Origin of the sequence: Halomonas sp. MMH1-48, from assembly GCF_022348105.1 — a bacterium.
Taxonomy (GTDB): domain Bacteria; phylum Pseudomonadota; class Gammaproteobacteria; order Pseudomonadales; family Halomonadaceae; genus Vreelandella; species Vreelandella piezotolerans.
Map to the genome: position 1 here is coordinate 36,000 of NZ_JAKRFL010000001.1, position 26,501 is coordinate 62,500.

The 26,501-nt window shown below is 56.1% G+C and carries 26 protein-coding genes; 5 read left to right on the top strand and 21 right to left on the bottom strand.

The annotated features are described in order from the left end of the window. Nucleotides 1-35 precede the first annotated feature (35 nt). Nucleotides 36-449, top strand: coding sequence for a SufE family protein (locus tag MHM37_RS00175; protein WP_153843332.1), 414 nt, complete (start codon nucleotides 36-38; stop codon nucleotides 447-449). Between the two features lie 18 nt (nucleotides 450-467). On the opposite strand, the gene yidD is transcribed toward MHM37_RS00175, so the two are convergent. Genes yidD through MHM37_RS00205 form a run of 6 tightly spaced genes read right to left on the bottom strand, consistent with a single transcriptional unit; the run spans nucleotide 468 to nucleotide 5,144 of the window. Then, the gene (gene yidD / locus MHM37_RS00180) at nucleotides 468-779 is read right to left on the bottom strand and encodes a membrane protein insertion efficiency factor YidD (RefSeq protein WP_196781586.1); all 312 of its coding nucleotides are present in this window, start codon (nucleotides 777-779) and stop codon (nucleotides 468-470) included. A 17-nt stretch (nucleotides 780-796) separates the two neighbouring features. After that, nucleotides 797-1,270, bottom strand: coding sequence for a phosphoribosyl-AMP cyclohydrolase (hisI, locus tag MHM37_RS00185; protein ID WP_153843334.1), 474 nt, complete (start codon nucleotides 1,268-1,270; stop codon nucleotides 797-799). Continuing rightward, the gene (locus tag MHM37_RS00190) at nucleotides 1,270-1,719 is read right to left on the bottom strand and encodes a transcriptional repressor (protein ID WP_139527601.1); all 450 of its coding nucleotides are present in this window, start codon (nucleotides 1,717-1,719) and stop codon (nucleotides 1,270-1,272) included. The genes hisI and MHM37_RS00190 overlap by 1 nt, the downstream gene beginning before the upstream one ends. A 31-nt stretch (nucleotides 1,720-1,750) precedes the next feature. Further along, nucleotides 1,751-2,749, bottom strand: a complete 999-nt coding sequence (locus MHM37_RS00195; protein WP_153843335.1) for an alpha-L-glutamate ligase-like protein — start codon at nucleotides 2,747-2,749, stop codon at nucleotides 1,751-1,753. After that, on the bottom strand, nucleotides 2,746-4,269 hold the full coding sequence (locus MHM37_RS00200; RefSeq protein WP_139527598.1) for an inactive transglutaminase family protein: 1,524 nt from the start codon (nucleotides 4,267-4,269) through the stop codon (nucleotides 2,746-2,748). The genes MHM37_RS00195 and MHM37_RS00200 overlap by 4 nt, the downstream gene beginning before the upstream one ends. Before the next feature lie 38 nt (nucleotides 4,270-4,307). Then, on the bottom strand, nucleotides 4,308-5,144 hold the full coding sequence (locus tag MHM37_RS00205) for an ATP-dependent zinc protease (RefSeq protein WP_139527596.1): 837 nt from the start codon (nucleotides 5,142-5,144) through the stop codon (nucleotides 4,308-4,310). A gap of 232 nt (nucleotides 5,145-5,376) precedes the next feature. Here MHM37_RS00205 and MHM37_RS00210 point away from each other — a divergent pair, with 232 nt between their 5' ends. Continuing rightward, nucleotides 5,377-5,925 (top strand): DUF3833 domain-containing protein, encoded by a 549-nt coding sequence (locus tag MHM37_RS00210; RefSeq protein ID WP_239295750.1) that lies wholly within the window; start codon nucleotides 5,377-5,379, stop codon nucleotides 5,923-5,925. 67 nt (nucleotides 5,926-5,992) lie between these two features. Here the strand turns inward: MHM37_RS00210 and MHM37_RS00215 are convergent, their stop codons facing one another. The 4 genes from MHM37_RS00215 to gorA form a co-directional block, all read right to left on the bottom strand. Next, entirely contained in the window at nucleotides 5,993-6,385 is a 393-nt protein-coding gene (locus tag MHM37_RS00215; RefSeq protein WP_139527592.1) for an ectoine synthase, read from the bottom strand. A 90-nt stretch (nucleotides 6,386-6,475) separates the two neighbouring features. After that, nucleotides 6,476-7,744 carry a diaminobutyrate--2-oxoglutarate transaminase gene (ectB, locus tag MHM37_RS00220; RefSeq protein WP_239295749.1) on the bottom strand — a complete coding sequence of 423 codons (1,269 nt, stop codon included), beginning with the start codon at nucleotides 7,742-7,744 and terminating at the stop codon, nucleotides 6,476-6,478. Nucleotides 7,745-7,831: 87 nt separating this feature from the next. Next, entirely contained in the window at nucleotides 7,832-8,410 is a 579-nt protein-coding gene (gene ectA / locus MHM37_RS00225; RefSeq protein ID WP_139527588.1) for a diaminobutyrate acetyltransferase, read from the bottom strand. 228 nt (nucleotides 8,411-8,638) lie between these two features. Beyond that, nucleotides 8,639-10,021, bottom strand: a complete 1,383-nt coding sequence (gene gorA, locus MHM37_RS00230) for a glutathione-disulfide reductase (protein WP_239295748.1) — start codon at nucleotides 10,019-10,021, stop codon at nucleotides 8,639-8,641. Between the two features lie 170 nt (nucleotides 10,022-10,191). Between gorA and can the strand changes: the two genes are divergently transcribed. Then, entirely contained in the window at nucleotides 10,192-10,839 is a 648-nt protein-coding gene (can, locus tag MHM37_RS00235) for a carbonate dehydratase (RefSeq protein ID WP_139527584.1), read from the top strand. Between the two features lie 60 nt (nucleotides 10,840-10,899). On the opposite strand, the gene MHM37_RS00240 is transcribed toward can, so the two are convergent. The 6 genes from MHM37_RS00240 to MHM37_RS00265 form a co-directional block, all read right to left on the bottom strand. Beyond that, nucleotides 10,900-11,343, bottom strand: coding sequence for a cytochrome c (locus MHM37_RS00240; RefSeq protein WP_231125611.1), 444 nt, complete (start codon nucleotides 11,341-11,343; stop codon nucleotides 10,900-10,902). A gap of 86 nt (nucleotides 11,344-11,429) precedes the next feature. Beyond that, on the bottom strand, nucleotides 11,430-12,047 hold the full coding sequence (msrA, locus tag MHM37_RS00245; RefSeq protein ID WP_239295747.1) for a peptide-methionine (S)-S-oxide reductase MsrA: 618 nt from the start codon (nucleotides 12,045-12,047) through the stop codon (nucleotides 11,430-11,432). 10 nt (nucleotides 12,048-12,057) lie between these two features. Then, complete coding sequence (locus MHM37_RS00250; RefSeq protein ID WP_239295746.1) at nucleotides 12,058-16,101, bottom strand: translocation/assembly module TamB domain-containing protein; 4,044 nt, start codon at nucleotides 16,099-16,101, stop codon at nucleotides 12,058-12,060. A gap of 9 nt (nucleotides 16,102-16,110) precedes the next feature. Further along, complete coding sequence (locus MHM37_RS00255) at nucleotides 16,111-17,961, bottom strand: autotransporter assembly complex family protein (protein ID WP_239295745.1); 1,851 nt, start codon at nucleotides 17,959-17,961, stop codon at nucleotides 16,111-16,113. A 65-nt stretch (nucleotides 17,962-18,026) separates the two neighbouring features. Beyond that, nucleotides 18,027-18,860 carry a hypothetical protein gene (locus MHM37_RS00260; RefSeq protein WP_219863741.1) on the bottom strand — a complete coding sequence of 278 codons (834 nt, stop codon included), beginning with the start codon at nucleotides 18,858-18,860 and terminating at the stop codon, nucleotides 18,027-18,029. A 9-nt stretch (nucleotides 18,861-18,869) separates the two neighbouring features. After that, nucleotides 18,870-20,162 carry a nucleotide sugar dehydrogenase gene (locus tag MHM37_RS00265; protein ID WP_139527574.1) on the bottom strand — a complete coding sequence of 431 codons (1,293 nt, stop codon included), beginning with the start codon at nucleotides 20,160-20,162 and terminating at the stop codon, nucleotides 18,870-18,872. A gap of 194 nt (nucleotides 20,163-20,356) precedes the next feature. On the opposite strand from MHM37_RS00265, the gene ubiG reads away from it, so the two are divergent. Both ubiG and MHM37_RS00275 read left to right on the top strand, forming a co-directional pair. Beyond that, a complete protein-coding gene (gene ubiG / locus MHM37_RS00270; RefSeq protein WP_139527572.1) occupies nucleotides 20,357-21,100 on the top strand; it encodes a bifunctional 2-polyprenyl-6-hydroxyphenol methylase/3-demethylubiquinol 3-O-methyltransferase UbiG in 744 nt (247 codons plus the stop codon). Then, entirely contained in the window at nucleotides 21,100-21,774 is a 675-nt protein-coding gene (locus tag MHM37_RS00275; protein ID WP_219863850.1) for an HAD-IA family hydrolase, read from the top strand. Before ubiG ends, MHM37_RS00275 begins: the two co-directional genes overlap by 1 nt. 12 nt (nucleotides 21,775-21,786) lie before the next feature. Here MHM37_RS00275 and MHM37_RS00280 read toward each other — a convergent pair whose 3' ends face one another. Genes MHM37_RS00280 through tolA form a run of 5 tightly spaced genes read right to left on the bottom strand, consistent with a single transcriptional unit; the run spans nucleotide 21,787 to nucleotide 26,491 of the window. Next, nucleotides 21,787-22,548: a YciK family oxidoreductase gene (locus MHM37_RS00280; protein WP_139527570.1), complete on the bottom strand. Its 762-nt coding sequence runs from the start codon at nucleotides 22,546-22,548 to the stop codon at nucleotides 21,787-21,789. Nucleotides 22,549-22,581: 33 nt separating this feature from the next. After that, on the bottom strand, nucleotides 22,582-23,391 hold the full coding sequence (ybgF, locus tag MHM37_RS00285; protein ID WP_139527568.1) for a tol-pal system protein YbgF: 810 nt from the start codon (nucleotides 23,389-23,391) through the stop codon (nucleotides 22,582-22,584). Nucleotides 23,392-23,438: 47 nt separating this feature from the next. Continuing rightward, nucleotides 23,439-23,978, bottom strand: coding sequence for a peptidoglycan-associated lipoprotein Pal (gene pal / locus MHM37_RS00290; RefSeq protein ID WP_139527566.1), 540 nt, complete (start codon nucleotides 23,976-23,978; stop codon nucleotides 23,439-23,441). Between the two features lie 45 nt (nucleotides 23,979-24,023). Beyond that, nucleotides 24,024-25,310, bottom strand: coding sequence for a Tol-Pal system beta propeller repeat protein TolB (gene tolB / locus MHM37_RS00295; protein WP_239295744.1), 1,287 nt, complete (start codon nucleotides 25,308-25,310; stop codon nucleotides 24,024-24,026). Beyond that, complete coding sequence (gene tolA, locus MHM37_RS00300) at nucleotides 25,310-26,491, bottom strand: cell envelope integrity protein TolA (protein ID WP_239295743.1); 1,182 nt, start codon at nucleotides 26,489-26,491, stop codon at nucleotides 25,310-25,312. The genes tolB and tolA overlap by 1 nt, the downstream gene beginning before the upstream one ends. Between the last annotated feature and the right edge of the window lie 10 nt (nucleotides 26,492-26,501).

The following is a 26,501-nucleotide window of genomic DNA, read 5'->3' on the forward strand; positions in this document are numbered from 1 at the left end:
CGGCGACAAAGACTCATCAACCCAAAGGATACGCCATGGCGACTTCAGGCGCAGAGCTAGCCCAGCAGGAGCTGGTGGAAGAGTTCGAGATGTTCGATAACTGGATGGACCGCTATCAATACATCATCGATATGGGCAAGCAGCTTCCTGACTTTCCCGAAGAGCGGCGAACCGACGAGTTCAAAATTCAGGGCTGTCAATCCAATGTATGGATGTGCCATGAAAAGGCGGGTGACAAGCTCGTGTTTAAAGCGACCTCGGATGCGGCCATCGTCTCTGGACTGATCGCCGTGCTGCTACGCATCTATAGCGAGCGTACGCCAGAAGAGATCAGTCAGACCGAGCCGCATTTCTTGAAAGACTTGGGGCTTGATAAACATCTTTCGCCAACGCGCAGTAATGGCTTACACGCGATGCTAGAGCGTATTTATCAAGTAGCCAAGCAGTGATAAACGAAGAGCACGCGATTAGTGATGGCCGCAGGTCGAGCAGCAGCGCTTTGACGTTTGCTCCTGATCATCACGGCATAACGCTTCGCTGCGTCCGCCGGGTACCGGATCCATGCCCCCTGGATGGCCAGGGTGGCATTTTACGATGCGCTTGGCGGCCATCCAGCCTCCTTTGATCGGACCATGCACCTGGAGCGCTTCGATGGCGTAGGCAGAGCAGCTTGGCCAAAAGCGGCACCGCGGGCCCAATAATGGGCTGAGAGTGTATTGGTAGATGCGTATGCAGCCCACCAATATGACGGTCAGTAATCTATGACAGCCTCGCTGCAGGAGCCGCCATACGTTTTTCACGGTGTTTTTTTACCGTAAAGCATTGCCGGATCGATCATCGGCTCGCTGGTGATCTTTGCGCCGTCTGCCCCTAACGAGACATAGAAGCAGCTGCGACGTCCAGTGTGACAGGCAGGCCCCGTTTGATCAACCTGTACGAGCAGCGTATCGCCGTCACAGTCCAGCGCCGCGTTAATAAGGCGCTGTTGTTGGCCCGAGGTTTCGCCTTTGCGCCAAAGCTTCTGGCGTGAGCGCGAGTAGTAGCATACTCGCTGCGTGGTCAACGTCTCCTCCAGGGCTTCGCGGTTCATCCATGCCATCATCAGCACCTCTTTAGTATCGTGCTGCTGGGCGATGGCGGGGATTAGACCATCTTCGTTGAATTGGACAGCATCTAACAGCGTGGCCAATGGGGGCAAGCTATCGGTGGGCGAGGCGGACTCTAGCGCCTTGAAAAATTGCTTGGGAGTCATTGAGTCAAGTTGAGACATTAGGCATTACTCGCTGTTCGGCACGCTTGGCACAAACCCTGAAGCTCGATGGTTTGACGCTCGACGTTGAAGCCTTGACGCTTTGCCAGGGCCGCAAGCTGATCGCTGATTTCATCCAAGTGTAGTTCTTCGACGTAACCACATTGACGGCAGATGAGCAGCTGGAAGCCGTGGGTATGCTCAGGGCAGGCGCAGGCGACATACGCATTCTGCGATTCGATACGGTGCACCAACCCCTGCTCGATAAGAAATTCCAGGGCGCGGTAGACGGTGGGCGGGCGAGCGGCGGCGTGCTCCGTAGAAAGCTGGTCCAGCAGGTCATACGCTTTCAGCCCTCCGCCATGCTCTGCGATGAGCTCAAGCACCCTGCGGCGTATCGGGGTGAACCGAACACCGCGGGTGTGGCACTGAGATTCTGCTTGCTGCAATAGCGTATTGGCTTCTGTCATTGGATCACTCGTTGGGCATTAGACAAGCAGTCTACGCCGTTGCCGAAGGTGTGTCAGGGGTATCGACCAGCTCGCTCTTGCGCGCAAAGTGGTGCTGGGCAAACGCGACACGCTTGGCCACCGGGACGTTGTCGGGTTGACGCTCGATGAGATCCAAGCGACGGCGCAAGCCTTCGCCGTTGGTCATCTGAATCGCCAAGCCGGGTCGGGCATTGAGCTCCAGCAGCATTGGTCCGTGTTGACGATCCAACACCATATCGGTCCCCAGGTAGCCAAGGCCGGTCATCTCGTAGCAGCCCGCCGCTAGGTGCAGCAGTGTTTCCCACTGGGGTACGACCAGACTGGCCAAGTCGTGCCCCGTATCGGGATGGCTGTAACAAGGACGGTCGAACTGCACGCCACGCAGCGCTGCCCCGGTGGCAATGTTCAACCCCACGCCGACGGCGCCTTGGTGAAGATTCGCTTTACCATCGGAGGCGGCGGTGGAGAGGCGCATCATCGCCATGACTGGGTAACCCTTGAAGACGATGACGCGAATATCGGGAACGCCTTCGTAGGTATACTCCAATAAGCTCTCTTCGAAATTGATCAGCGTTTCGATCACGGCCACGTCGGGTGAACCACCAAGCGAATACAACCCCGAGAGGAGGTTGGAGACGTGACGTTCGATATCGCTGATCGTTAGGCTCGCACCGCTGGGTTTGTAGAACAAACCATTCTCTACTTTCTCGATGACCAAAATACCTTTGCCACCGCTCCCTTTGGCAGGCTTGATCACGAATCCCGCATGGCCCTCTAGCATTTCGCTAATGTGTTGAACACCAAACTGTGTCGTGACCGTGCCAATCAGCTCAGGGGTGGTAATGCCGTACTGCTGAGCCAGCAGTTTCGTCTTTAACTTATCATCTACCAGCGGATAGAGCCGACGTGCGTTATACCGCCCTATGTAACGAATGTTACGCCGGTTCATACCCACGATGCCTTTATCCCGAAGACGGGTAGGCCACGTCCAGTTTTTCAGCCAACTCATGACGGCTTCTCGTCTTCGGTGATGGGTTTGAAACGGCGCAACTCCAGCAGGCGATAGCCGGTGTAATTACCCAGCAGCAAAATGAATGCCATCAAGATGAGCTGCACGCCCAGGAAGTTGAACGTAATATGGCGCACCCACGGGTTGTTCATGGCCAGGAAAGCCAACACGGCGGTCAGCAGGCTACCACCGCCCTGGATTAGTACCTGCTTGGGGCCTTCCTCCTCCCAAAGGATCGACATCCGCTCGATGGTCCACGCTAGGATGATCATCGGGAAGAACGTGACCGTCAATCCGGCACTCAAACCCATACGGTAGGCCAGCACAGTGAAGATCGAGATGATCGCGATGACCGTAATGATGACCGCCGACACCCTCGCCACCAACAGCAAATTCAAGTAAGAAAGGTAGTTACGGATGATCAAGCCAACGGCGACGATCAGCAAGAACCCAATCAAACCGGTCAGTAGCGTCGTTTGAATGAAGGCCAGCGCAATCAGTACCGGCATGAACGTGCCCGATGTCTTTACGCCCACCAGCACACGTAGGAACACCACGACCAGCGCGCCAATCGGTATCAAAAGGATCGTTTGGAACAGCGCTTGCTCTTCTAATGGTAGGCTGTGAATCGAGAAATTCAGCAGCGTATCGTCCGAGTAGTGGTTACGGACCGCCGCGGATGCTGGCTGATAATGGGTCAACATCGAGAACGATACGCGAGAGTTAGTGCCACCTTGCACTTCGAGTACGGCACGACCACCGGTTTCCCACAGCAGCAGGTTATCAGGCTGTCCCTGCTCGCCAGTGGCAGGGTTGAACAGCGCCCACTCTTCGGCGGTTTGGTCGAACACTTGAATCCAACTACTCAGCGTTTGGCGGCGGCGACCGTCCTCGAGGAGCAAACCGCTGACTTCTCTTGCCTGCACGCCTGCCTGATTCAAAAGGCGAACGATCAGCGCGGAAGGCTGCATCTGAGTTAGCAGCAAGCGGGCGTTTTCACCTTGTCGCTCGCCATTGATATCCAAGATAAGTTCACGAGCGAACGTGGCGTTATTGGCGCTACGCCCCCAGGCGCGCTCGATTAGCTGGTTGGCCGCCGTGTCGTAGGGGCTTTCCCAGGGAGTGACGGCTGGAATGCCGGGCGGCGTTTGTACGGGCGCACGCGAATCAGGGGATACCAGCATCTGCACGGAGTAATAAAGTTGCTGGCTGCCTGCTGCCTCACGGATGGTCCACTGGGCTTGCCGACCCAGCTCATCCGCCTGATAGGCAAGCCCATAACCGGATGAGGCGGTGTTTTCAGTCAGTACGCGAAACCCGGCCTGGTGAGATGGCAACGCCAAATCGACCTGCACTGGACCATTTTGTGCGTTGAAGTTAATGACTGCTTCAATTTCCCACACTTGGCGCTGTTCTCCTGGAAACCAGGGAATCTCGAACTGTAAATGGCGATGCACGCTGGCGACGATCCCGACCAGCAGTAGTAACCCAACGATAAAATAAAACGGCAACCGGGACATGGTGATTCCTTTCAGCGTAAAGCGGCAGGGGAGTGGTATTACTCTTCGGTATCGTCTTGATCGGCCGCTTCATCGTCAGCCGCTTCTTCAGAGGGCTCACCACCTGGAAATTCCGGGCGGTCATGCAGATACGTTTCGGCCACATCGATCGTGGCAATATCCATCATGAAGCGACGACCCAGTAGCACCGGGTAATCCAAATGCGTACGGTCGTTCAAGGTGAATTCGACATTTTCGCGGATGGGGCCCAATGTCATGAGTAGAGAAATGACAGGACGGGACTCTTCGCCAGAAGCCTGCACGATTTTGACGCGTCGCTCGATAGGCGCCTCGATCCACTCATCGCGCACTTGATCGACGACGACGTCGTCATCATTGAGCGCTAACTTGAAACGCACCCAGTCTTCACCGTCACGCTCAAAACGCGTGATGTCAGCGGCAGACAGGGAAGACGTGTTGGCCCCTGAGTCCACCCGAGCCTTCAGATAAGTACCAATGCTGGGTAATCCCACCCATTCGCTGCGTCCCAGCAGCGTTTTGTTGTCTGCAGGCTCTGTGACACTGCACTCTTCACGTATGATGACGGGCTCTTCACCGCGTGCTTCCAAGCTCGCAATATCTTGGCGCATTAGCCGCAACAAGCTGCCTACCTCGCGAACGTCGGCCGTTAGCACCTGCTGCTGACTACTTTGCTGTTCATGCAATTGCGTCGTCGCTTCACAACGTTGTGAAAGGGACGCTTCAAGTTCAAGGATGCGGTTATTGAACGAGGCCTCGCTCAACGGCGGCGGTTCATTCGACTCTGGCTGTGTCACTGCGCAGCCTGCAAACGACATTGACAAACCGGCCATTAGCCATAAAACACCTGAGCGCATAACGAGGGATATCCTTGGACAGTAAGAGCACGAATGATAAGGAGAAGGCAGTCCGCTTGTCCAACATGGTAGCGGTTTTTCATCAGACCATTTCATCCGATTTAACATAATATATATTATGCGAACTTAGGATAACGTCTAGCATGGCATAGCGCTAACGGCATCTATTGAACCGCCATATTTTCTCCTACAATAACTATACACTTCGACATTGATATCAAGGATTTCCTCAATGAAACTCTCACGAAAGCGCCTGCGTGACTTCTTGCTCGTATCTAGTGTTGTGCTGCTTACTGGCTGTACCAGCGTCAACATCGAGGAGTATGCTGATACCGCCCCCCGCTTAGACATTGCGGAGTACTTTACGGGCCAAACTCGCGCTTGGGGAATGGTGCAAGACTACTCAGGTGAAGTACAGCGGCGTTTTACAGTCGATATCACGGGTACTTTCGAGGGCGACACGCTAACGCTAGATGAAGCCTTCGTATTTTCCGATGGTGAAACCGACCAGCGCGTTTGGGAATTCGAGCGTGTCGACGAGCACCGCTGGATTGGTACCGCCAATGACGTCGAGGGCCAAGTCGATGCCCGGCAATATGGCCACGCGTTTCACATGCGCTACCCACTCGACATCGACGTGGGAGGACGTACGCTCAGTTTCACCATGGATGACTGGATGTACCTTCAGCCCGACGGGCGACTCATTAACCGCACCGCCATGCGCAAATTTGGCCTGACACTGGGAGAAATAACGCTCGTATTCGAACAAGTCGACCGCTAGGCAGCCATTAAAAAAGCAGCTTGGCGGCACGCCAAGCTGCTTTCACTAGCGACATCAAAGCAAGAGTTTATTCATCAGCAGGCGCGTAAGAGCCATCTTCACGATGAACTTCGTTGCCAGTGATCGGCGGCGTGAAAACACAGGCCAGATGCATCGTCTTATGGGCACGCAGCAGATGTTCATCGTGCTGATCCAGTATATAGATATCGCCTGGTTTGATGGGCCAAATTTTGCCATCCGCCAGGGTTTCTACCTCGCCTTCCCCTTCGATGCAGTAAACGGACTCGTAATGATGCTTGTAGTGAATATGCGTCTCGGTGCCTTCGAAAATACGCGTGATGTGGAACGAGAAGTTTCCGCCATCGTTGGCCAGCACGAGACGGGTGCTATCCCAGTTGCCGTTTTCCGCGGTGACTAGGCGGTCCGTTTGACGAGCTTCTTCAATATTACGAACGATCATATAACGTGCTCCGTTGCATGGCAGCCCGTAAAGGCTGCCCGTTCCTATTCAAGGACGTAATGGCGTTAGGACGGTTAGACTAACGCTAAACTACGCGCTAATGACAGTCTTAACTGACGTTTCCAGAATATCCAGTGCTTCCAACAAGTCTGCGTCGGTAATGGTGAGCGGACATAGGCACTTCACGACTTCCCCGTCTTGCCCGCTGGTTTCAATGATCAGACCATGTTCGAAGGCCGTGCTGGTAATCTTATCGGCGATATCACCCGACACGACATCGATACCGCGCATCAAACCGCGACCGCGCTCAGTTGCTGGCATGCCGTTTTCAGTCAGCAATGCCGCTAGCTTCTGAAAACGCTCTTCAACGATACGCGCCTTACGCTGCACGTCACGCTCGAAGGTATCGTTTGACCAATATTTTTTCAGCGCTGCAGTCGCCGTCACCATGGCTAGGTTAAAGCCGCGGAAAGTTCCGTTGTACTGACCGGGCTTCCACTTATCCAGTTCAGGACGCATCAACACATGAGCAAATGGCAGCCCAAAGCCGGATAGCGATTTCGAATTGGTTACGATATCCGGCGTGATACCTGCATGCTCGAAGCTGAAGAATTTACCCGTACGGCCACACCCTGCCTGGATGTCATCGACGATCAATAGAATATCGTGGGCGTGGCAAATGCCCTCCAAGCGCTTGAGCCAATCCAGACCCGCAACGTTGATGCCGCCCTCGCCTTGCACGGTTTCGACGATGACACCTGCAGGAATGTCCAAACCGCCTGACTTGTCATTCAGTAGTTTCTCAAAATAGTCCAATGTATCCGCGTGCTCGCCCATGTAGCCATCGAACGGCAGGAAGCTGGCACCTTGGGTGGGAATCCCACCGGTAGCTTCACGGAACTTGCGGTTGCCGGTGGTGGCCAGTGCGCCCATGGTCACACCGTGGAAGCCGTTGGTGAAGGTCACAATGTTATGGCGACCTTTAGCAACACGCGCCAAGCGGATGGCTGCCTCAACGGCGTTCGTGCCCGTCGGACCTGGCAGATGCACTTTGTAATCGAGCCCGCGGGGCTTGAGGATCACGTTCTCCAGTGTTTCCAGATAGTCGCGTTTGGCACTGGTCCACATATCCAAGCCGTGAACCACACCGTCACTGGACAGGTAGTCAATCATGGCTTCTTTTAGGTGCGGATTGTTGTGACCGTAGTTCAGCGTGCCGGCACCGGCCAGAAAGTCGATGTACTCTCGGCCATTTTCGTCGGTCAAACGTGAATTCTGTGCCTTTGTGAAGACAACGGGAAACGAACGTGAGTAGGTACGAACGTTGGATTCCATGCGTTCGAGTGTCTGGGTCTGCATTTGCGACCTCCTTATCAGTGTTGTAAGCCAAGCGAGAAAAGCAGCTAGGTCAACACGAGCGGGAAAACGCTCGCTCAAGACGACAGATCAAATATGGTTAGTCTGAAACGGCCCGATGCGGACGAGGTTTTCCGGGTCGTGCTCTCCACCTAACTGCTCAGTGGAAAAGTATTCCCGGCTATTGAGGGGAGCCTGCCAGCGCGCTGCCAAGCGTCGAAACAGCCCCCAAGAAGCCTGGTTATCAGGTGTGATGGTGGTTTCGAGGTGGTGGACATCATCCAGTTCGGGGCGCGACATGATGGCTTCTACCAAACGGCGTGCTAACCCCGTTCCACGCGCTTTCTCACCCACCGCTACTTGCCATAAGAAATAGGTATCTGGCGCGTTGTCTTTGACATAACCCGAAACGAATCCCACGACTTCACCCTCTTCATTGGTGGCAACGGCGCAGGTATCTCGGAACTGGGTCGCCAGCAACAGGTACGCATAGGCAGAGTTCACGTCGAGCGGTGGGCACGCTTTGATCAATTCGTAAATGCCCCAACCGTCGTCGGCATTAGGCTTACGAATGAACAGTGGCATTTCTGCATGGCCTACCACGGCGTCTGCAACGGTAGGTCGAGCCAGCTCGGCAGAGGGTGTAAACGGCTTGATGGGCGTACTCATGGTTATGCTTCGCTGTAGCGAATTTGAGCTTCATTATAACAGCTGATTATGAGCAATTCAAAAGCCATATTATTCATCTCCCTACTTTCCATAAATTTTGGTTATCAAACAGGCCAACTCTTCCACGCCTGCACTTGGCGAGATCACTCAATGAGTTTAGATCAGGCTGACCGCTACGCGAGACAAAAAAGGCGAGCCGATGCTCGCCTTGCATAAACAAAAGGCCGTTCAATAACGCGAGGGAGTGCGCATGGTCACGAACTCCTCTGCTCCGGTGGGATGAATGCCAACGGTAAGGTCAAAATCTTCTTTGGTCAGCCCAGCGCGTACCGCGATGGCGATACCTTGAATCAATTCACCGGCCTCCTCGCCCACCATATGAGCACCTACGACTACGTCGCTGGCGTCATCGACGATCAGTTTCATCAGCATGCGTTCCTGACTTCCGGAAAGCGTATGCTTCATGGCTCTAAAATCGGTACGGTAGACGCGGATTTTATCGAATTTTTCCCTTGCAGCCTCTTCCGAAAGTCCCACCGTGCCAATGTTAGGATGGCAAAAAACGGCGGTGGGGATGGTGTCGTAATTCAACGGCCTTGGCGCTTTTTGGTGGAAGTGAATGTCTACTAATTGCATGGCTTCTACCAGCGCTACCGGCGTCAATTCAGGCCCCTCGATCAGATCTCCCAAGGCGAGAATCGAAGGCACCGTGGTTTCATAACGCTCATTGACCGGCAGTTTGCCATCACCATTTAATGTGATACCCCACGACTCGACGCCCAGACCGGTCACGTTGGCTTGGCGGCCAGTGGCCGCCAAAACGGCATCTACTTCCAGCGTTTCACCCGTGGTGAGTGCCACTTGCAGCGCGCCGTTCGACTGTTCGATACGCGCAATGTTGGCAGCAAAATGTAATTTCACACCTTTCTTAGCCATCTCGTCTCGGGTGAATTCTCGTACTTCCTGATCGAAGCCTTTCAAAAAAAGATCGCCTCGATAAATCAGGTGCGTCTCACTGCCTAAACCGTTAAAAATGCTCGCAAACTCAACGGCGATATAGCCCCCGCCCAGCACCAAAAAACGTTCGGGGAAGGTTTCCAGGTCGAATATCTGGTTGGAGGTCAAGGCAAGGTCGCTGCCAGGGAACTCAGGCACCCAAGGCCAGCCGCCGGTGGCCAGCAAAATCTTGTCGGCACTGATGCTGACGTCGCCCTCGGCATTGGACAAAGTAACCGTATGCGGATCGGTCACCCGGGCGCGCGCGTTGAAGAGCGTCACCCCTGCTCCCTCCAACATGCGCTGATAGATACCGTTGAGTCGTTTGATCTCGCTGGTTTTGTTGTCTCTCAGAGTCGGCCAATCAAAGGTTGCAGGGGATGGCAGCTGCCAGCCAAACCCCGCTGCGTCATCGAAACTGTCATGAAAGTGTGCCGCATATGAATAGAGCTTCTTGGGCACGCAGCCCACGTTCACACAGGTGCCTCCTAAGTAACGATCTTCTGCAATCGCCACGCGAGCTCCGGCCGCCGCCGCCATACGTGCCGCGCGAACGCCGCCGGAGCCTGCGCCAATCACGAATAAATCGAAGTCATATGCAGCCTCTGCTGACATGGTTATCTCCTGTCCTCTGCCGAACTTACCACGGTTGGGTAAGCGCTAATAAGATTGACCTTGCGGGCAAGGGAGGTTAAAAACGCCTTCCTTAGTTTGTTAACAACAGTTTGTTAACAACGCCGTTGGCCCCCGAATAAACTCAACTAACAATGCCGCCTGGAGATTGGATGCCTCATCGAATTGCAACGCTGCTAGAGAACAACCGCACATGGGCTGAGCGCATGCGCAAAGAGGATCCGGACTTTTTCAAACGGTTGGAGAACCAACAATCCCCAGACTATTTATGGATCGGCTGCTCGGATAGTCGCGTACCGGCCAACCAGATCATTGCTCTGCCGCCTGGCGAAGTGTTCGTTCACCGTAACGTCGCCAACCTGCTTCACCATACCGATATGAACGCGCTCTCGGTGGTCCAGTACGCAGTCGATGTGCTCAACGTGCGCCATATCATGATCGTGGGCCACTACGGGTGTGGCGGCATCAAAGCAGCCGTGACCGGCGGAGAATGCGGGGTGGTGGACTACTGGCTACACTCGGTCCGCGAACAGTACACACGGCATCGTGACACCCTGGAGCATCTGCCGTTAGAGGAGCAGATCGACCGCATGTGTGAGCTAAACGTCAACGCCCAGGTCAGTAGCCTATGCCGGACGAAAATCTTGCAGCGAGCTTGGCAACGCGGCCAGTCGATCTCGGTACACGGCTGGGTATACGGCTTGAGCGACGGCCGCGTCAAAGACTTGAACTGTACGGTCAGTGGCCTCGATCAAGTCGAAACGCTGTATCGCATCGACCGTGTTCAGCCTAGCGACTGATGGCGATTTTCCTCTCGGTCCCTAATGCAACAGCTCCACCATCGCCACGATCCGTTGCCGTCAGTCGTAGCGGTAAGCTCGGTGGCAGCTACGACAGCTCAGTCCAACATCGGAAAACGCGCGCGTCGCTGCTCGGTAATCTTCCCGTTCTGCCGCTTCTACCAAAACGCTCACTTTCTCTTCCAGGTCGGTGAACCCGGCAGCAAAATCTTCCCACTCTTCCCAGATGTCTGGCTTGGCGTCAGAGCCACGTCCATCGGTTCCTGCAATAAAGGCTGGCAAAAAATGGGCTTGGGTCGCTTTCTCTTGCAACTCTGCCAGTCGCGGGGCTGCTCCACGAGCATCCTGATTGTTGACCAAGTCGAAGCGAAGCTGCCGGAGCAGACGCTCCAGGTCTTTGAGTTCGTCTTGGCGCCAAATGACCGCCTCACGTTCGCTCGCAAACGGCGTATCTTCTGCCGTCTGCGGCATTGCAGGGAGAGACTGCTCAGCCTTTGCACTCATGGCAAAAAGCCCTAGTAGCGTCATGACGCATGCCCACTGGGGGGCTCTTCGCCCCCTTGAAGATCGATGCTGCATAATGATGTCCTTCACCCTATGGCGCAGGTGACGCCTGTGCCTTTCAAGCCGCAGTATCCCCCCGGATTTTTATCGAGGTACTGCTGATGATACGCCTCGGCATAATAGAAAACGTCCAGCGGTCTGATTTCTGTGGTGATAGTGCCTTTACCGGCTTGTGTAAGGGCCTGCTGAAAGGCTTCGGCACTCTGCCGAGCGACCGCCAGCTGCGCGTCCGTAGTGGTAAAGATGGCTGAACGGTACTGGCTGCCGATATCGTTACCCTGGCGATTACCTTGCGTTGGGTCGTGCTGCTCCCAGAAAATTTGCAGCAGAGTCTCTAGAGGGACCTGTTTGGGATCAAAAATGACCCGGACGACTTCGGTGTGGCCGGTCAGGCCAGTGCAGGTTTCTTTGTAGGTCGGGTTGGGCGTCGTGCCACCGGCATAGCCAGCCGCCGTGACATATACCCCCGGCTGCTGCCAAAAAAGGCGCTCAACTCCCCAAAAGCAACCCATACCGAACACGATCTCTTCATGTCCTTCCGGATAAGGAGGATGGATCGAGTGTCCGGTAATGGTATGAAGGTCGCTTGTCTCGATAGGTGTGTCGCGCCCTTCTGGTGCGCTCTTTTTCGTCAATAGCGTCATAACACCCTCTCTATTGCTGGGGATAAATATAAGGATCGCCCGAACGGGTGAATCTATAGATCAGGTCCACTGCCTGGTTAGCTCCAGACACTGCTTGAACATACAGGTTCCGCCAAAGCGTGTAGCGTAACGTGAGTTCCGCGATGGGAGAGAAAATACCTACACCATAGCTAATGCGTAAGTCATCAGTGAGCTGACCGCTCACGGCGACCTGGCTATCATCACCGGCACCGGTGGTATCCAGCGTAAGATCGTCGATACCGAATGCTTCCCCAATCGAGCCCACGGCGCCGCCCGTCCGTCCTAATGACATTCCGATCAGCGCCGTGGTCAACGCGCTGTCGATCCCGCCACCCGACGCATCCGGTGCCCGGCCGCGCAGCAGGTAAGAAAGGGAGCGCGTTTCGTCCATCGCAGGTTCGGAGAAGATCATGACGTTCGGCTGCTCTGCGTTGCCGGTGACCCGCAAGCCAGCAATCACGTCATCTTCGGTGACCTCAGGGTTTCGAATGGCCTCGAAGTCCAATACCGGAAGTCCAGGTGGCCCACTGAAAATAAGCTGACCACGACGAATCAACAGATCCTGGCCAAAGGCTTGGAAACGGCCATCGACGAGATTGACATCGCCAAATAGCTGCAGCGCGCCGCTGTCTTGGCGAACTTCGAGACTGCCGCTCAGCCCTGATTCCAGCCCGTAAGCTGAAATCTGCATATCCCGGCCAAGATTGAGCGTGATCAGAACGTCAAGCACCATGCCGGTGGATGCTAACTCGTCGGCCGCGCTGGGGTCGTTGCCTGCTTCTGCGGCCAGACGTGCTTGGCGCTCGGCCTCGCGGTCATCTCGCTCGGTGATGATGATCTCATCGGGGCTAGGTGATGTTGCTGACGCTGGTAAATCACCGACCTCCAGACGCGCCCAGGGGAGGTCCACGTTACCACGAACTTGAAGACGCTCAGGAGTGACGCGTATGCGAATGTCCGGCGCTGCCTCCAAGCGGCCAAACTGCGGGAGAACGACGAGCAAGGGTTCTTGTGTTGCATTGAGATCGACCCCGATTCGCCAGGCGTCACCGGTGGGCCAATAGGCGTTACCGCTGATGTTAAGGCGTCCGCGTTCTGCGGCAATGAATCCATCGATCTCCCCCTCTTCACCATCGAAGGCAACGGCTAGTTCACCATCCACGATCGCAATGGGAATGTCTGGCCCGCTCACTTTTAAACGACGCAGAGCAAGCTCACCCTGTAAGTCCGGCTGGCTAGTCGAGCCGCCAATGGTAACGGTGCCATTCAGGCCGCCTTCTAACTCGTCCATACCCACTACCATGGGGCGATACGGCGCTAGAGTGACGTTATTGGCGCGCAGCTGACCGTCTAGGGCACCCTGACCTAGAGGGTCGTTAACCGCCAAGTTGAGCGTCAATTCTCCCGCTTCGGAGAGGGATAACAGCACGTCTGCCTGCGCTTGCGCTTGATTGGCTTCGATTCGTGTATCGAGATCGATCACCGGTAGCTCGACGGGCTGGCCATAATCGTTAACCGCAGTGATGGCCAACTCACTCAATAATTGAAGATTGGCTTGCCACTGTGCGCCGCCCTGACGCCAACTAGCGACTAGATCGGCCGTGGTGTCCCCCTGGAAGCTCCACTCCTCTGGCAGGAACGGCTCCAACATTTCCATAGGCACCTCGCGCACGCTCAGCACGGCGCGCCCTTGGTCAGCAGAGGCCGTTATTGGCTCTTCAGAGCACACTAGCCCTCCCTGCAAGCGACGCAGACAAAACGGGCTGAGGTTGGCCTGCCCATTGGCCAGGTTGTAAGTAATGTCCAGAGGCTCTTCCAGTCGGATGTCCCCAGCCTCCGAATCGACTTCCAGAGGTGTCAGCCGGGCTTGATAACGCTGAGCTTGTTGGTTGAAACGGCCATTAAGCGCCACGTTCGCGCGGCTTAGAACATTGTTGGTGTCGCCGGTGGCATCAAGGCGTAGGGCATGCTCTGAGAGTCGGCCGGTCAGAACCAACGCGACAGAGGCCAATGATTGACCTGCTGCGTTGACGCCTTGGGCATCCAGGTCGATGCGTAGGTCAGGATCATCCAGACCTTCCACTCTTCCAGATAGCGAAAGCACCGCTAAGCGGTTCTCGGCAAAACGCAGATTGCGGCCGTTCACATTCGCTACGATGTTAGGCTGCGTAAAGCTGCCTTGTGCCTGAATGTCGCCGGTCAGCTCCCCGGCTAGATCAGGATGGAGGCTTTGCAATTGGTTGAGCGCGATATTGGCCTCTAGGGACATTGCCTCTTGGCTCATTTGACCAGACGCGGTCAGGCGATTATGGCCTTGGGTGAATAGCAGCGTTTGGATATCGACTTCTAGATCACTGTTGGCGGCGAGTTCTGCTTGAAGAGTGAGAGGATACTCCTGCAATCGCCCCTGAATATCGAGTTCAGGCACGCTGACGTCCCAGCGCGCTCCCCGCTGGCGGACACTCGCCACGATGCTGCCGCTGAGATTGCCTTCCAACTGGGGGACGAAGAGTGAAGGATCCAACGCATCCAAACGTACCTGTGCGTCCACGGCGATGGCCTCGGACCAGTTCACTTCGCCTTCACTGCTCACAACGCTCTCATCGACGGTGATCGCGAGCGGGAGCCAGCGGAAAGAGGACAAATCCCCTTCACCCTCCAATTCGATGGCGGTCGTTGGAACTTGAGGGCCTTGCGCCACCGTGGCCAAGTTCACTCGATACGACGCTAGGCTTCCACTGACAGCGAGATCGAGGTTCTCCAGTATATAGGGGTCGCTTTGGCTTTCATTGCCACTATCGGTCTCTTCGCTGCCTGCACCTTCGCTGGAAGGGTCGCTCAACGGCCACTGCAAGCGATCACTTTCGAGACGTGCCTCGAAAGGCAGCGTGGGCGCAAGCGCATCGACTTGAGCTGTCAACGTAGCTCCCACCTGACCGGATAACCTTAGATCAGCCGTCAAGTCGGCAAGGCTACCGGAGAGATCGAGGGCTACCTGCTCTCCCCTTAGCGCGGGAAAAATGTCGGGCAACCATAGCTCTGCGCGAAGCGCCGCATCCAGGGGATAATCACCGCTCAAGCTGATGTCAGCCGTTAAACTGGCATCGGCATCTGGGGTGGCAAGCTCCAATGTACTGAGCGTGATACGGCTTTCCCGTGCCTGCGCTTCTAACAACAGTCGCTCGACCTGGTACTCGAAGGCACCTGAAATATCGACATCCGTGACGAGCAAGGAGGCCAACTCGACGTCGATTGGCATGGTGAATTCGGGTAGCGACAGGCGCTCCCGATCGCTCAGCGCAAGTGACGGCGCTCCATCGTCAGCTTCGACGGGGCGAGTGGCCTGCACGGCAGCGTCAATGGCAGTTGCGCTCAATGCTGTGTTGGTGTCTTGCGTCAGCAGTACACCTGGAGATGGCGGCACGTAGATCGACGGCGATTCGAGCGTCGTGGGTGCAATGGTGACCTGCTGCCCTTCAGCAGAGATCAAGGTGGTAAATGCTGTCCATTCGATACGAGTACCATCGCCCAGGGTAAGCCGCACGTCATTCAGTGCGATGTCGCGCAGCTCAATGGGAAACGGCAGCGTTATATTTAAAGGCCCCGGTTCTTCTTGAGGCGGCTCTTCCGCCCCTGACCCGCTGGAGAGACGAATGTCAGCCTGTTCTATCCGCAGTGACTCCAGGCAAAGCTTACCGGAGAGTAAACAGTCTTCTGCCCACGCAAGCTCGACATCATCAATCTCGATCCGAGTGCCTGCAACGGCCATCTGAAAGCCTTCAAGACGAAAACGATCGAGAAGCGCGCCCTCTTGTTGTTCATAGGTAAAGAAACCGCGCTGTTCGCCCTGCGAGAACAGCTGCTCCGTCCCCCAAGGCGACAAGGCAACGCCGAGCATAACGATGATTATGCCCAGCACCCATAGCGGGAAGACGATGAGCAGACGCAGCAAGCTCCATAGGGCTAACCAGAGGCGGCGTTTGGCCGAGAGCGGCTGACGCTGTGGGGCTGTTGGTTTATCGACCTGAGTCAAGGCGCTCTCCTAGAATTCCGGACCGATAGAGAAGTGCACGCGGAAAGCGTCGTCCACATCGAAGGGGTGGGCTATATCGAAGCGAATAGGCCCTACAGGAGAGATCCAGCGAACCCCTACCCCTGCGCCTGTTTTGAGATCATTGGGCCCCCAATTATCGAATGCATCACCGGCATCGATGAAGGTGGCGCCCCACCAGTCTCCGGTCACACGGCGCTGGTACTCAAGCGTCGACGTCAGCATTTGCTGGCCACCGCGTAAACGCCCTTCTGGGTTGCGGGGGGACAAACTCTCGTAGGAGTAGCCACGTACGCTGCGGTCACCGCCGGCAAAGAAACGTAGCGAAGGCGGTAGTTTGTCAAAGTCATCCGTCTCAATGGCCCCTATGCTCAACCGTGCAGAAAAGCGATTATCGTTACCGATCATACGAATCCACTCAGTATCCCCCGTGAGCCGGGTGAATCGCGCATCGGATCCCCAGGCGCGGTCGGAGTATTCGATCGACAGCTGCTGGCGGTCGCCCCATAACGGAAAACGTTGAGGGCGCGTGCGGGTTCTCGACCACTGAATACCGGGATAGAACAGCCAAACTTCGTCTGCCTGACCACCTTGAGTAAAATCTTCATAGGTCGTTCTGAAGTAAAGCGTTTGCACCCAGCGGTTATCGAACTCCCAGCGCCGCGCCACTTCCACCGTGCCTTCTAACGACTGGGTGTCGCTATCATCGACGTTTCGCACGCCGTATTGGAGACGGTAGCTGTCACGTAGGGGATCTTCGAGCGGAATGTTGTACACACCGGTAAACCGCTGCTCTGGAGCAGATACATAGAGATCATGGTTGAGGCTATGGCCAAACCGGTTGATCCAGGGCTGTTGCCACCCAAAGCGGAGACGGGGGCCCACGTCGGTAGCAAAGCCCACACCCACTTCGAATTGGTGTCGATCAGCGGGCTCTACATTGATGTCGATGGGAAGCCGAGTGTCATTGTGGCTGTGAATGCTCAGTGCGCTGGCCAGTGCTGCGCTGCTCAGTCGCGGGCGCTGGGGTTGCGATGCCGTCGCTTCGTTCCACCAGGGAGATCCACCGCTGGGAGGAGCGATCGTCAATTCTTGCGCGGTTTCCAAGCGTGGCCTCACAGAAACAGAACTGAACCAACCTGTTTCCGCCAGCCGCTGATTATAGCGGGCTAGCGACTCGGCGAGGTAAGGGTCCCCTGTTTCGAAGGTTTGCATTTCACGTAACCGCTCGGGCTGGATATGGCTGCCCGTGATCAACGTCTCGCCAAACTGATAACGAGGGCCGCTATCGAAGGTCATGTAGAGACGCGCGCTTTCCAAATAAGGACGGACTTCCATTCTGCGGTCGGAGAAGCCCCAGTCGAAATAGCCGCGTTCGATCGCTAACCCAGCGAACTGCGAGCGCAAGTTATCCCATGGAGCATGACGTAAAGGGTCGCCTTCTTTGAGAGGAAAGTCATCTAGCGCTTCTTGGAACGGTGGATCGTCGTTGGCATCTCCATTGAGGGTGATGTCGAGCACTTCGATCGTGACTTGTGGGCCTGGTTCTATGCTTATGGAAATAGGCGTCGCGTTTAGATCCACCGTGACGTCGGGCTCATAGTAGCCATATACACGCATGGCCTCTTGGCTACGCTGGCGAATTTCCCCCTCTAAACGCGTGTCGGTGTATTGTTCGGCGTCGATAGTTTCCAAGTAAGCACCGATGTTATCGGAGACTTGACCGCTGACACCGCTAATAGCCGCCTCTAACGCCCATGTGGAGGTGGCAACCGATAAAAGTGGCAGTGTCACTACACAGGCCATTTGTTTGGCCGAGGGCCAATGCCGTTGTCTTCCCATACCGTGATATCCCTAACCCCATGACCGGCTGTGTGGCGACTACACTTGACCGCATAAACAGGTACTTAATTTCTCAGCATCTCCATCTGCGCGCTAAAGGCAAGCTGCGCTTGGCGGACCTGCCTGACGTCGCTTTCGAGTGTACTCAAGCGTTGAGACCACTGCTCCTGAAGGGCCGATAGCTCCGCCTGAGTGGCAGATTCATCGGCTGATGCAACGGCCGTCACGTCGTTTGATAGCTGAGTCAACTGCTGCTCGACCTCTGCCTGCCAGTTTTGAAACTGTGCCTCTAGTGCTTCTCGGTCGCTGGAAACTTGGCGCTCCATGGAGGTCAGACGCTGCCCCAGAACGTTCTCCAAATGCGCTACTTCTTCGACCAAATTTTGCCGCCCTGACGTTCCTGCTTGCTCCAACGCATCCAACGAAGAGCGTATCGAGGCGAGCTGGCGGTCGCGTAACTCGGCTTGCTCTTGGACTTGTTCCAACTGTAAAGCGAGTGGCTCCAGTGCTTCATCGGAGACTAGCTCCTCATTATCCGTCAGCAGCCCATAGAGCTCTTCCCGGGTATTGGTGAGCGCAATGGAGAGCTGCTCCTGCTCTTGAAACAGCGTCGTCATTTGAGCTTGTACAAAGGTTAACGCATCCTGAGCATCCGTGTCACCTGAGTCCAGCCTGGCGTGTAGATTAGAGACTTCACCACTAACGCGATGTACTTCGCCCAGCAGCCGTTCTCTCTCGTACCACAATCCCGCCGCCGCAGCTCCCAAGAGAAGTAGAATCAACACTAACATGAGCCACAGGGGCCAAAGCTTCGGGCCTCTGCGATGACGTAAATGATGCGCCGTCAGGCTTTGATCCACATCGGGAACGATACGCTGAGATGAAGTCGCGTCAGACATGATGTTTCCTTAAAGCGTCGTTGGATCGGCGCGGCGCCCAATCCCTCGGTAATGCAGGCCACAGCTCGCCACAAAAGCCGGATCGTAAATGTTACGACCATCCAAAATAAGCCTTGCGTTGAGGAGACTCGCTAAGCGATGCCAATCGGGGTTCCAGTAGGCCTTCCATTCGGTCACTAACATCAACGCATCCGCATCTTGGCAAGCCAAATAGGGATCTGCGTCGAAAGTCATTAGACCGTCCCGCTGGCCAACGGTAGCGTGCAGCGCATGAGTGGCGGCCGGGTCGTGGAGCTTGACCGTGACGCCCTGTGCCCACAAGGCTTCGAGCAACGTGAGCACCGGCGCGTGGTCGATGCGTGCGGTGCCGGGCTTGAAGGCCGCTCCCCATATCGCCACGGTTTTACCCGCTAGATCGCCTTCGAAGAACCCCCATAGTTTTCTGAACAGAGTCTCTTTCTTCTGCTCATTGATGTCCATGACTTGCTCGAGCAACGCCGAGTAACGTCCGCTAGCGGACTGTACGTCGGCTAGGCGCATCAAATCCCTCGAAAAATTGGGCCCGCCGAAGCCGCAGCCCGGATAGAGGTACTCAAAACCGATACGTGTATCGGCCCCCATTCCCTGGCGAACGTGTTCGACATCGACTCCCAGCGTGTCCGCCAACCCAGCAATCTCATTCATGTAGCTAATGCGTGTCGCGAGCATGCCATTGATGGCCAGCTTGGTCAGTTCCGCTGCCCGACAAGGCATACACTGAAACACTTCGCTACGACGGTTGAAAGCGCGCAGTAGCTCTCGAGTCACCTGTTCGCCCTTGGCGTCATCACAACCCAGCAGCCAGCGCATGGGCCGCGTAAACGATTGCCATGCACGTCCTTCCTCTAATGTATCAGGCAGGGCAACACGACTATGCTGCTGCCCCATGAGAGAGTGCAGCCGTTCCGTCTCGCCTACCGGGAACGTCGAGTTATTGACCAATACTGCCCCACTGTAGGCGTCGAACATGCCGTGCCCGAGAAGCGTGCTGGCCGCTTGTCGCTGGCTAGGAGAGAGCCCTAGCCAAACAACATCGGGCGTCTTACACATCTCCGGGGCGTCGATGACACGTAAGTTACCAGCAGCCATGGCCTGTTCGATATGCCCCATGAGAGAAGGCTCGCGCCGCAGCCAATCTGCATTGACCAGAGTGGACCACGGAACGCTGTCGTGGAGCAGCCAATCTACACGGTGTCCGACCCAGGCCAGGGCGGCCGCCGCCGTGGCCGCGCTGAGCTCACTTCCATGCAGCAGTACCTTCATCAGCGGCTCTCCTTATCCGATAAGCGCCGGTAAAATAAAGTGTTAGGCCTCATGCTGCGTTCCTTTCCATGCGTTCCACGCCAGGAGTGGTTAGAATAACCATCATACTCAACGTAAGAGTGGATGGCACCTCGCCTAACAATGGCCAAGGGCGCATCGACTACTCACCATTCATCGCTGATAGGGGTTACACCATGCCAGAGACACTTCAGGATAGCACTACTGGGCGCCACCAAGACAACGTCGACGCCGCAGAAGTTGCGAAATTTGAAGCACTTGCCAGTCGCTGGTGGGATCCAAACAGTGAATTCAAACCGCTCCACGATATCAATCCACTGCGACTTGATTTTATCGATGCCAGAGCGGGGCTTGCCGGAAAAAAGGTCTTAGACGTTGGCTGCGGTGGCGGCATTCTGAGTGAAGCGATGGCCCATCGAGGTGCCCATGTGACGGGTATCGACCTGGGCGAAGCACCGCTTGGCGTTGCCCGCTTGCATGCTGAAGAAAGTGGGGTCGAGGTCGATTATCGCCATGTTAGCGTCGAAGGCTTAGCAGCCGAACAGCCTGGTCATTACGATGTGGTGACCTGCATGGAGATGCTGGAGCACGTCCCTGATCCTGCTTCGGTCATTCGTGCCTGTAGCGTACTGGTGCGTCCCGGTGGTTATGTGTTTTTCTCTACGTTGAACCGAACACCAAAATCCTACGCGTTTGCCATTGTAGGCGCAGAGTACGTGCTCAAATTATTGCCCCGCGGCACTCACGATTACTCGAAATTCATCCGCCCTTCTGAGATGGCCCAATGGGCACGCTCGTCAGCGCTAGAAGTACGCGAACAAACAGGGCTGACGTATAACCCCATTACGCGTCATTATCGCTTGGTGCCCCACGATGTGTCGGTTAACTATATGATGTATTGCCGTAAAGTGAGCGAATGATGACGTCAGCTACTCCCCCCATTGCGATTCTATTCGACTTGGACGGCACGCTGGTCGACACCGCACCGGATCTCGCGGCGGCGACGAATGCACTGCGTACGCATCACGGTTTAGATCCTTTGCCGTTTCACGTCATACGCGCCCAAGTCTCGAATGGCGGCAGTGCATTGGTGACGTTGGCACTCGGGCTGGAGGCGGGTAGTGCTGAGCACGATGCGGCCAGGCAGTTCTTGTTGGATGCGTACGAGCAGGCCTTGGCCGTCGATAGCAGACTGTTCGCTCCCCTAGATGAGTGGTTGATTACCTGGGAGGGGGAAGCACGTAAGTGGGGAATCGTCACCAACAAACCACGCCGCTATACCGAACCATTGATCGAGGCGCTGGCGCTTACCCCGGGGGCTTTGTTGTGTGCTGATGACTTGAGGGTCAAAAAACCAGCGCCTGAACCACTTTGGGAAGCAGCAAAGCGATTGGGCATTCCACCCGAGGCGTGTTGGTACGTCGGTGATCATGTGAGAGACATGGAAGCCGCCAAAGCGGCTGGCATGACCGCCGTGGCCGTGGGCTATGGCTATATCAGTGAAGAGGATGACTATCAGCAGTGGCCCGCCGACCTATGGTTTGCGACCTGCGCCGAGCTGGTGGCCGCTTTGCACGGCCACCGAACGACTTAAAAAGAGAAACGGTCAGGCGCGTGGCGGCTGGGCATCGAATTTCTGGCCGCTGACGCCTTTACTATCGGGCCCCATGAGCCATAGATATGTTGGCATGATCTCTTCAGGCGTGCGCAGCGTGAAGGGATCTTCTCCAGGGTAAGCGGTACGGCGCATTTGTGTCCGCGTTGCCCCAGGGTTCAACGTATTGACCCGCACGTTGGGCTGCTTATCCAGCTCGTCAGCGAGCACTTCCACAAAGCCTTCCGTTGCAAATTTGGAGACCGAATAGGCTCCCCAGTAAGCGCGGCCCTTCCGCCCTACGCTAGACGACGTAAAAACTACCGAAGCATCATCGGATGCTTGCAGCAACGGCAGCAGCGCCTGTGTCATCCAAATGGGACCATTGATATTGACCTGCATCACCTGTTCCCACAGCTCAGGATTATACTGCTCGAAAGGGGTAATACGGCCCAGCAATCCCGCATTATGCAATAGGCCATCCAAACGCCCGAACTCTTTGTCCAGCGTTTCTGCCATATCATGGAAGTCCTTGAGGGTCGCGCCTTCGAAGTTGAGCGGAAAAATGGCGGGCTGTGGGCCTCCCGCTGCTTCGATTTCATCATAAACGCGTTCAAGCTTGGCAATCGTGCGCCCTAACAGCACCACGGTAGCCCCATGGCGGGCATAGGCTAATGCCGCCGCGCGACCAATCCCATCTCCCGCACCGGTTACCAACACGACGCGATTTTCGAGCAGATTGGGCGCTGGTTGATAGTCGATTTTACAGCTCATGAGGTTTCCTTGAGGCGTTTCTCTTCACACTTGTTAACCTGCGGATTGGCGTAAGAAATCGTTGGCCAACCCTGCGGCACTGCTTTGCGGATAGTCGTCGCGGACCTGCTCTAACAGTTCACGACTGCGTTGAGCTTCCCCTTGACGTGCTTTGACCAAGCCAAGCTTGTAGAGCGCATCGGGCACTTTGGTACTGCCGCTGTACTGCTCGATGACACGGGTAAACGCTTGGTCTGCAGCGTCCAGCTCACCCTCCGCAGCGTAGAGCTCGCCAAGCCAGTAATGACCGTTCGCGGTCAAGCTGCTATCGGGGTGGTTGGACACAAAGGCCTCGAACGCCGCAATAGCGTCCCCAAATTGGCGGGCTTGTACATGGGCAAAGGCAGCTTGATAGTCGGCCTGGGCATCTTCGGAAACGTTTCGCGAGGAAGGTGCCTGTACGACCTGCTCTGCAGCCTCGGGCTCGACCTCAGGAGTGGCCTGCTCGATTTGACTTGGCGCGCTGCTCATCAAGCGATCTTCGATATCCAGGTATTGCTGCTGCGACTGGTTTCGCAATTGCTCCAATTGATGCCGCAGCTCTTCGATTTGGCCCCGTAGCTGCTGGATTTCCTGCTGATGTTCCTGCACTTGATTGAACAGCACCAGATTGCCACCCGATGCTTCTTGCCGCTGCGTTTGCTGATAAAAGCCGCTGGAAGAACCAGAAGAGAGATCTTGCACGAGGGGCTGTTGTGCCAACGCTGTACCGGACAAAAATGATAAGGGCAATACGGAAAGCGGGAGCGCCAGGGCTCCCGCACCGCACAGCCTCTCAACATAGCGCTTGAGACTGTGATTCATATTAGCTCCGAGCGATGCGATTGGCGTGCCTGCACACGCCAATACGATCAGTAGTTAAAGACGACGCGACGGTTCTGCGAGTAAGCACTTTCGTTTTGGCCGCTCGCTGCCGGACGCTCTTCACCGTAGCTAACTACGCTCATTTGTGACGGAGAAACGCCCTGAATGTTCAGGAAGCGCTGCACGGCGCCGGCACGACGCTCGCCTAGTGCCATGTTGTATTCACGAGTACCACGTTCGTCGGTGTGGCCGTGCAAAACCACACGGGCATTCGGGTTGGCACGCAGGTAGCGCGCATGCGCCATCACGACGGATTCATACTCGCTCTTGATCGTGTCACGATCGTAATCGAAGTAGATCGTACGCACTTCAGGAATGCGCGAATCGGCCTGCTGGCCAGCGCCTGAACCCGATGTTGAACCATACTGACCACCTGTGCCCACACCCGACGTGTTAGCACCCATACTGCTGCCATCCTGGCTTCCGTACGAGTCACCGTCCTGGGTTCCGCCGGTGCTGGAACAGCCAGCGATCACTACGATAGATAACGCGACTGCCAATGAGCGAGCCAACGGCTTAAGTTGCATAATCAGACTCCTTGCCTGAAAACAGAGATTAGTGCTGTTCATCTATTAATTTAAGAAAGGCGACCACGCAGGGTCACGTACATCACCTTGTGCTGCGGGCAACCTAAATGACGAGCGGCCATCGGCTGAAACGGCACTTAGTACTCCGCTATTACCCTGTTGGGTAGCGAAGATTACCATGGTCCCGTTCGGTGCAACACTAGGAGATTCATCTCTTGTGGATTCGCTCAACACCACCAAGCGACCGCCATCAAGATTTTGCTTGGCCACTTGGAAACCGCGGCTCGAACGGTGAATCATAAAGATCTCTTCACCGTCAGGTGAAAAGCGTGCACGGGCGTTATAGTTACCCGTGAAGGTCAATCGGTTGGTCTCTCCACTACCCAGCGAGGTCTGATAGATTTGTGGGCCGCCGCTGCGATCGGAGGTAAAAATCAGGCTACGCCCATCCGGAGACCAAGCGGGTTCGGTGTCGATACTATTGCTTTGAGTGATACGCTCCAAAGAACGATTGGCCACGTCCAGCACGTAAATTTCTGGCTGACCGTCTTTAGAAAGTGACATGGCGATACGGCGGCCATCGGGAGACCACGTCGGTGCGCCATTGATGCCGTCGAACGAGGTGGCTTGAACGCGCTGGCCTGTATTGACATCCTGGATGTAAATAGATGGCTTGCCAGTCTCGAACGAGACGTAGGCAAGTTTGCGGCCATCCGGGGACCATGCCGGTGACATAATCGGCTGATCGGATGTCAATACTTGCTGACTGCGGCGGCCATCGGCATCGGCAACGTACAGGCCAAACTGCATGTTGTCGCCCAGCCCCTGAGCCGTCACATAGGCAATGCGCGTCGAAAATGCACCGCGAATATCCGTAATGGCTTCGAAGATTTGATCGCTGATGTAGTGCGCTGCGCCGCGAAGATCGTTACTGCTCGCCGTGACGGTTTCACTGATCATGGGGCGCTGGCCACTAATGTCGACCAAATCGAACTGTAACTCATATCCCCCACCTGTTTGCTGGGCACGCCCCACGACGAGGTAGCGAACGTCCAGCGACCTCCAGGTGCCAAACTCGACGTCCGACGCTTGGCTGGGACGGTCAAACATGGCGCTACGCTCGAGCGGTGCGAAAAAACCGCTACGCTCGAGGTCGTCTTGCACGATTTGAGCAACGTCCTCGGGTAATCCTTCGTTGCCTGCAAAGGGAACGACGCCAATGGGCAGCGCTTGATCACTGCCGCGGGTAATTTCAATGGTTAGATTGGCACTTGCTACGCTGCTGATCAGTAGCAGTACGCAAAAGAGCCACACTTTGCTTAACGTTTCCATCAGCGAACATCCCCCGGGGTAAATCGCAGATTAAATTGACGTAAAGAACGCTGCTGCTCCGCTGGCAAGTCACGTAACTCGCTGAACGGGGCAGCATGCTCGACCGCTTGCATGGCCGAACGATCAAATGCACTGTCGCCGCTGGAGGCGGCCACAGAAGTCGCTAACAGCTCACCCGATGGGCCAAGCCGTACTTGTATCGTAGCACTCATCGAATCACTCGCAGCGGGCGGAATCAGCCACGCCTGCTCAACGGCACGGCGCACGATGTTGATGAAGCTATTGGCTGCTTGCTGTGCTTGCTGAGCATTGGCAGCCGCCTCTGCTTCTCCAGCGAGCTGGCGCTGCATAGCGGCTTCTGCCGCCTCTGCGGCGCGACGCTCTTCGGCTTCCCGTTGGCGCTGGGCTTCTGCCTCACGCGCGCGCTGCTCCTCTGCTTCTCGTTGGCGACGAGCTTCCTCTTCGCGCTGACGCTCCGCCTCTGCCTCCCGAGCACGTTGCGCTTCGGCTTCTTCACGTGCGCGCTGCTCTTCGGCTTCGCGCTGACGTCTAGCCTCCTCTTCGCGAGCACGCTGCTCTTCCGCCTCGCGCTGACGTTGAGCTTCTTCCTCGCGTTGGCGCTGCTCCTCGGCCTCACGCTGACGCTGAGCCTCCGCTTCCGCTCGTGCACGCTCTGCTTCCACCTCTCGCTGACGCTGGGCTTCTGCTTCTTCGCGAGCACGCTGCGCTTCGGCTTCGCGAGCCTGAGCTTCGGCTGCCTGCTGTTCGGCCAACCGTTCAGCCTCTTCAGCACGACGCTGCGCCTCGGCTTCGGCCTCTGCTTGCGCTTGTTCGAGGGCGCGGGCTTGTTCAGCCGCTTCGGCCTCCGCTTGTCGCTGGGCTTCGGCGGCGGCCTGCTCCTCTGCAGAGGGCTCTTCGCTGGGCGGTTCTGGATCGGGCGTTTCAGGCTCAGTGGCACTGTTCATAGCCGCCTGCTGCTCGGTGACTTGCTGAGCCTGATCGGTAAACGTTTCCGTGCTCACGAACGTCGCTTGTACGATCGAAGAGGAGTCAGGCTCGGCCGTCATACTGGGTAGCTTTATCAAGCTAAACACGATGACGAGCAGGTGCACGGCAATGGCCAAAATCGTCGGCCACGTATAGCCAACGTCTTGAGGGTCACGCGGTGGTTTCACAGCCATGTGCGACTCG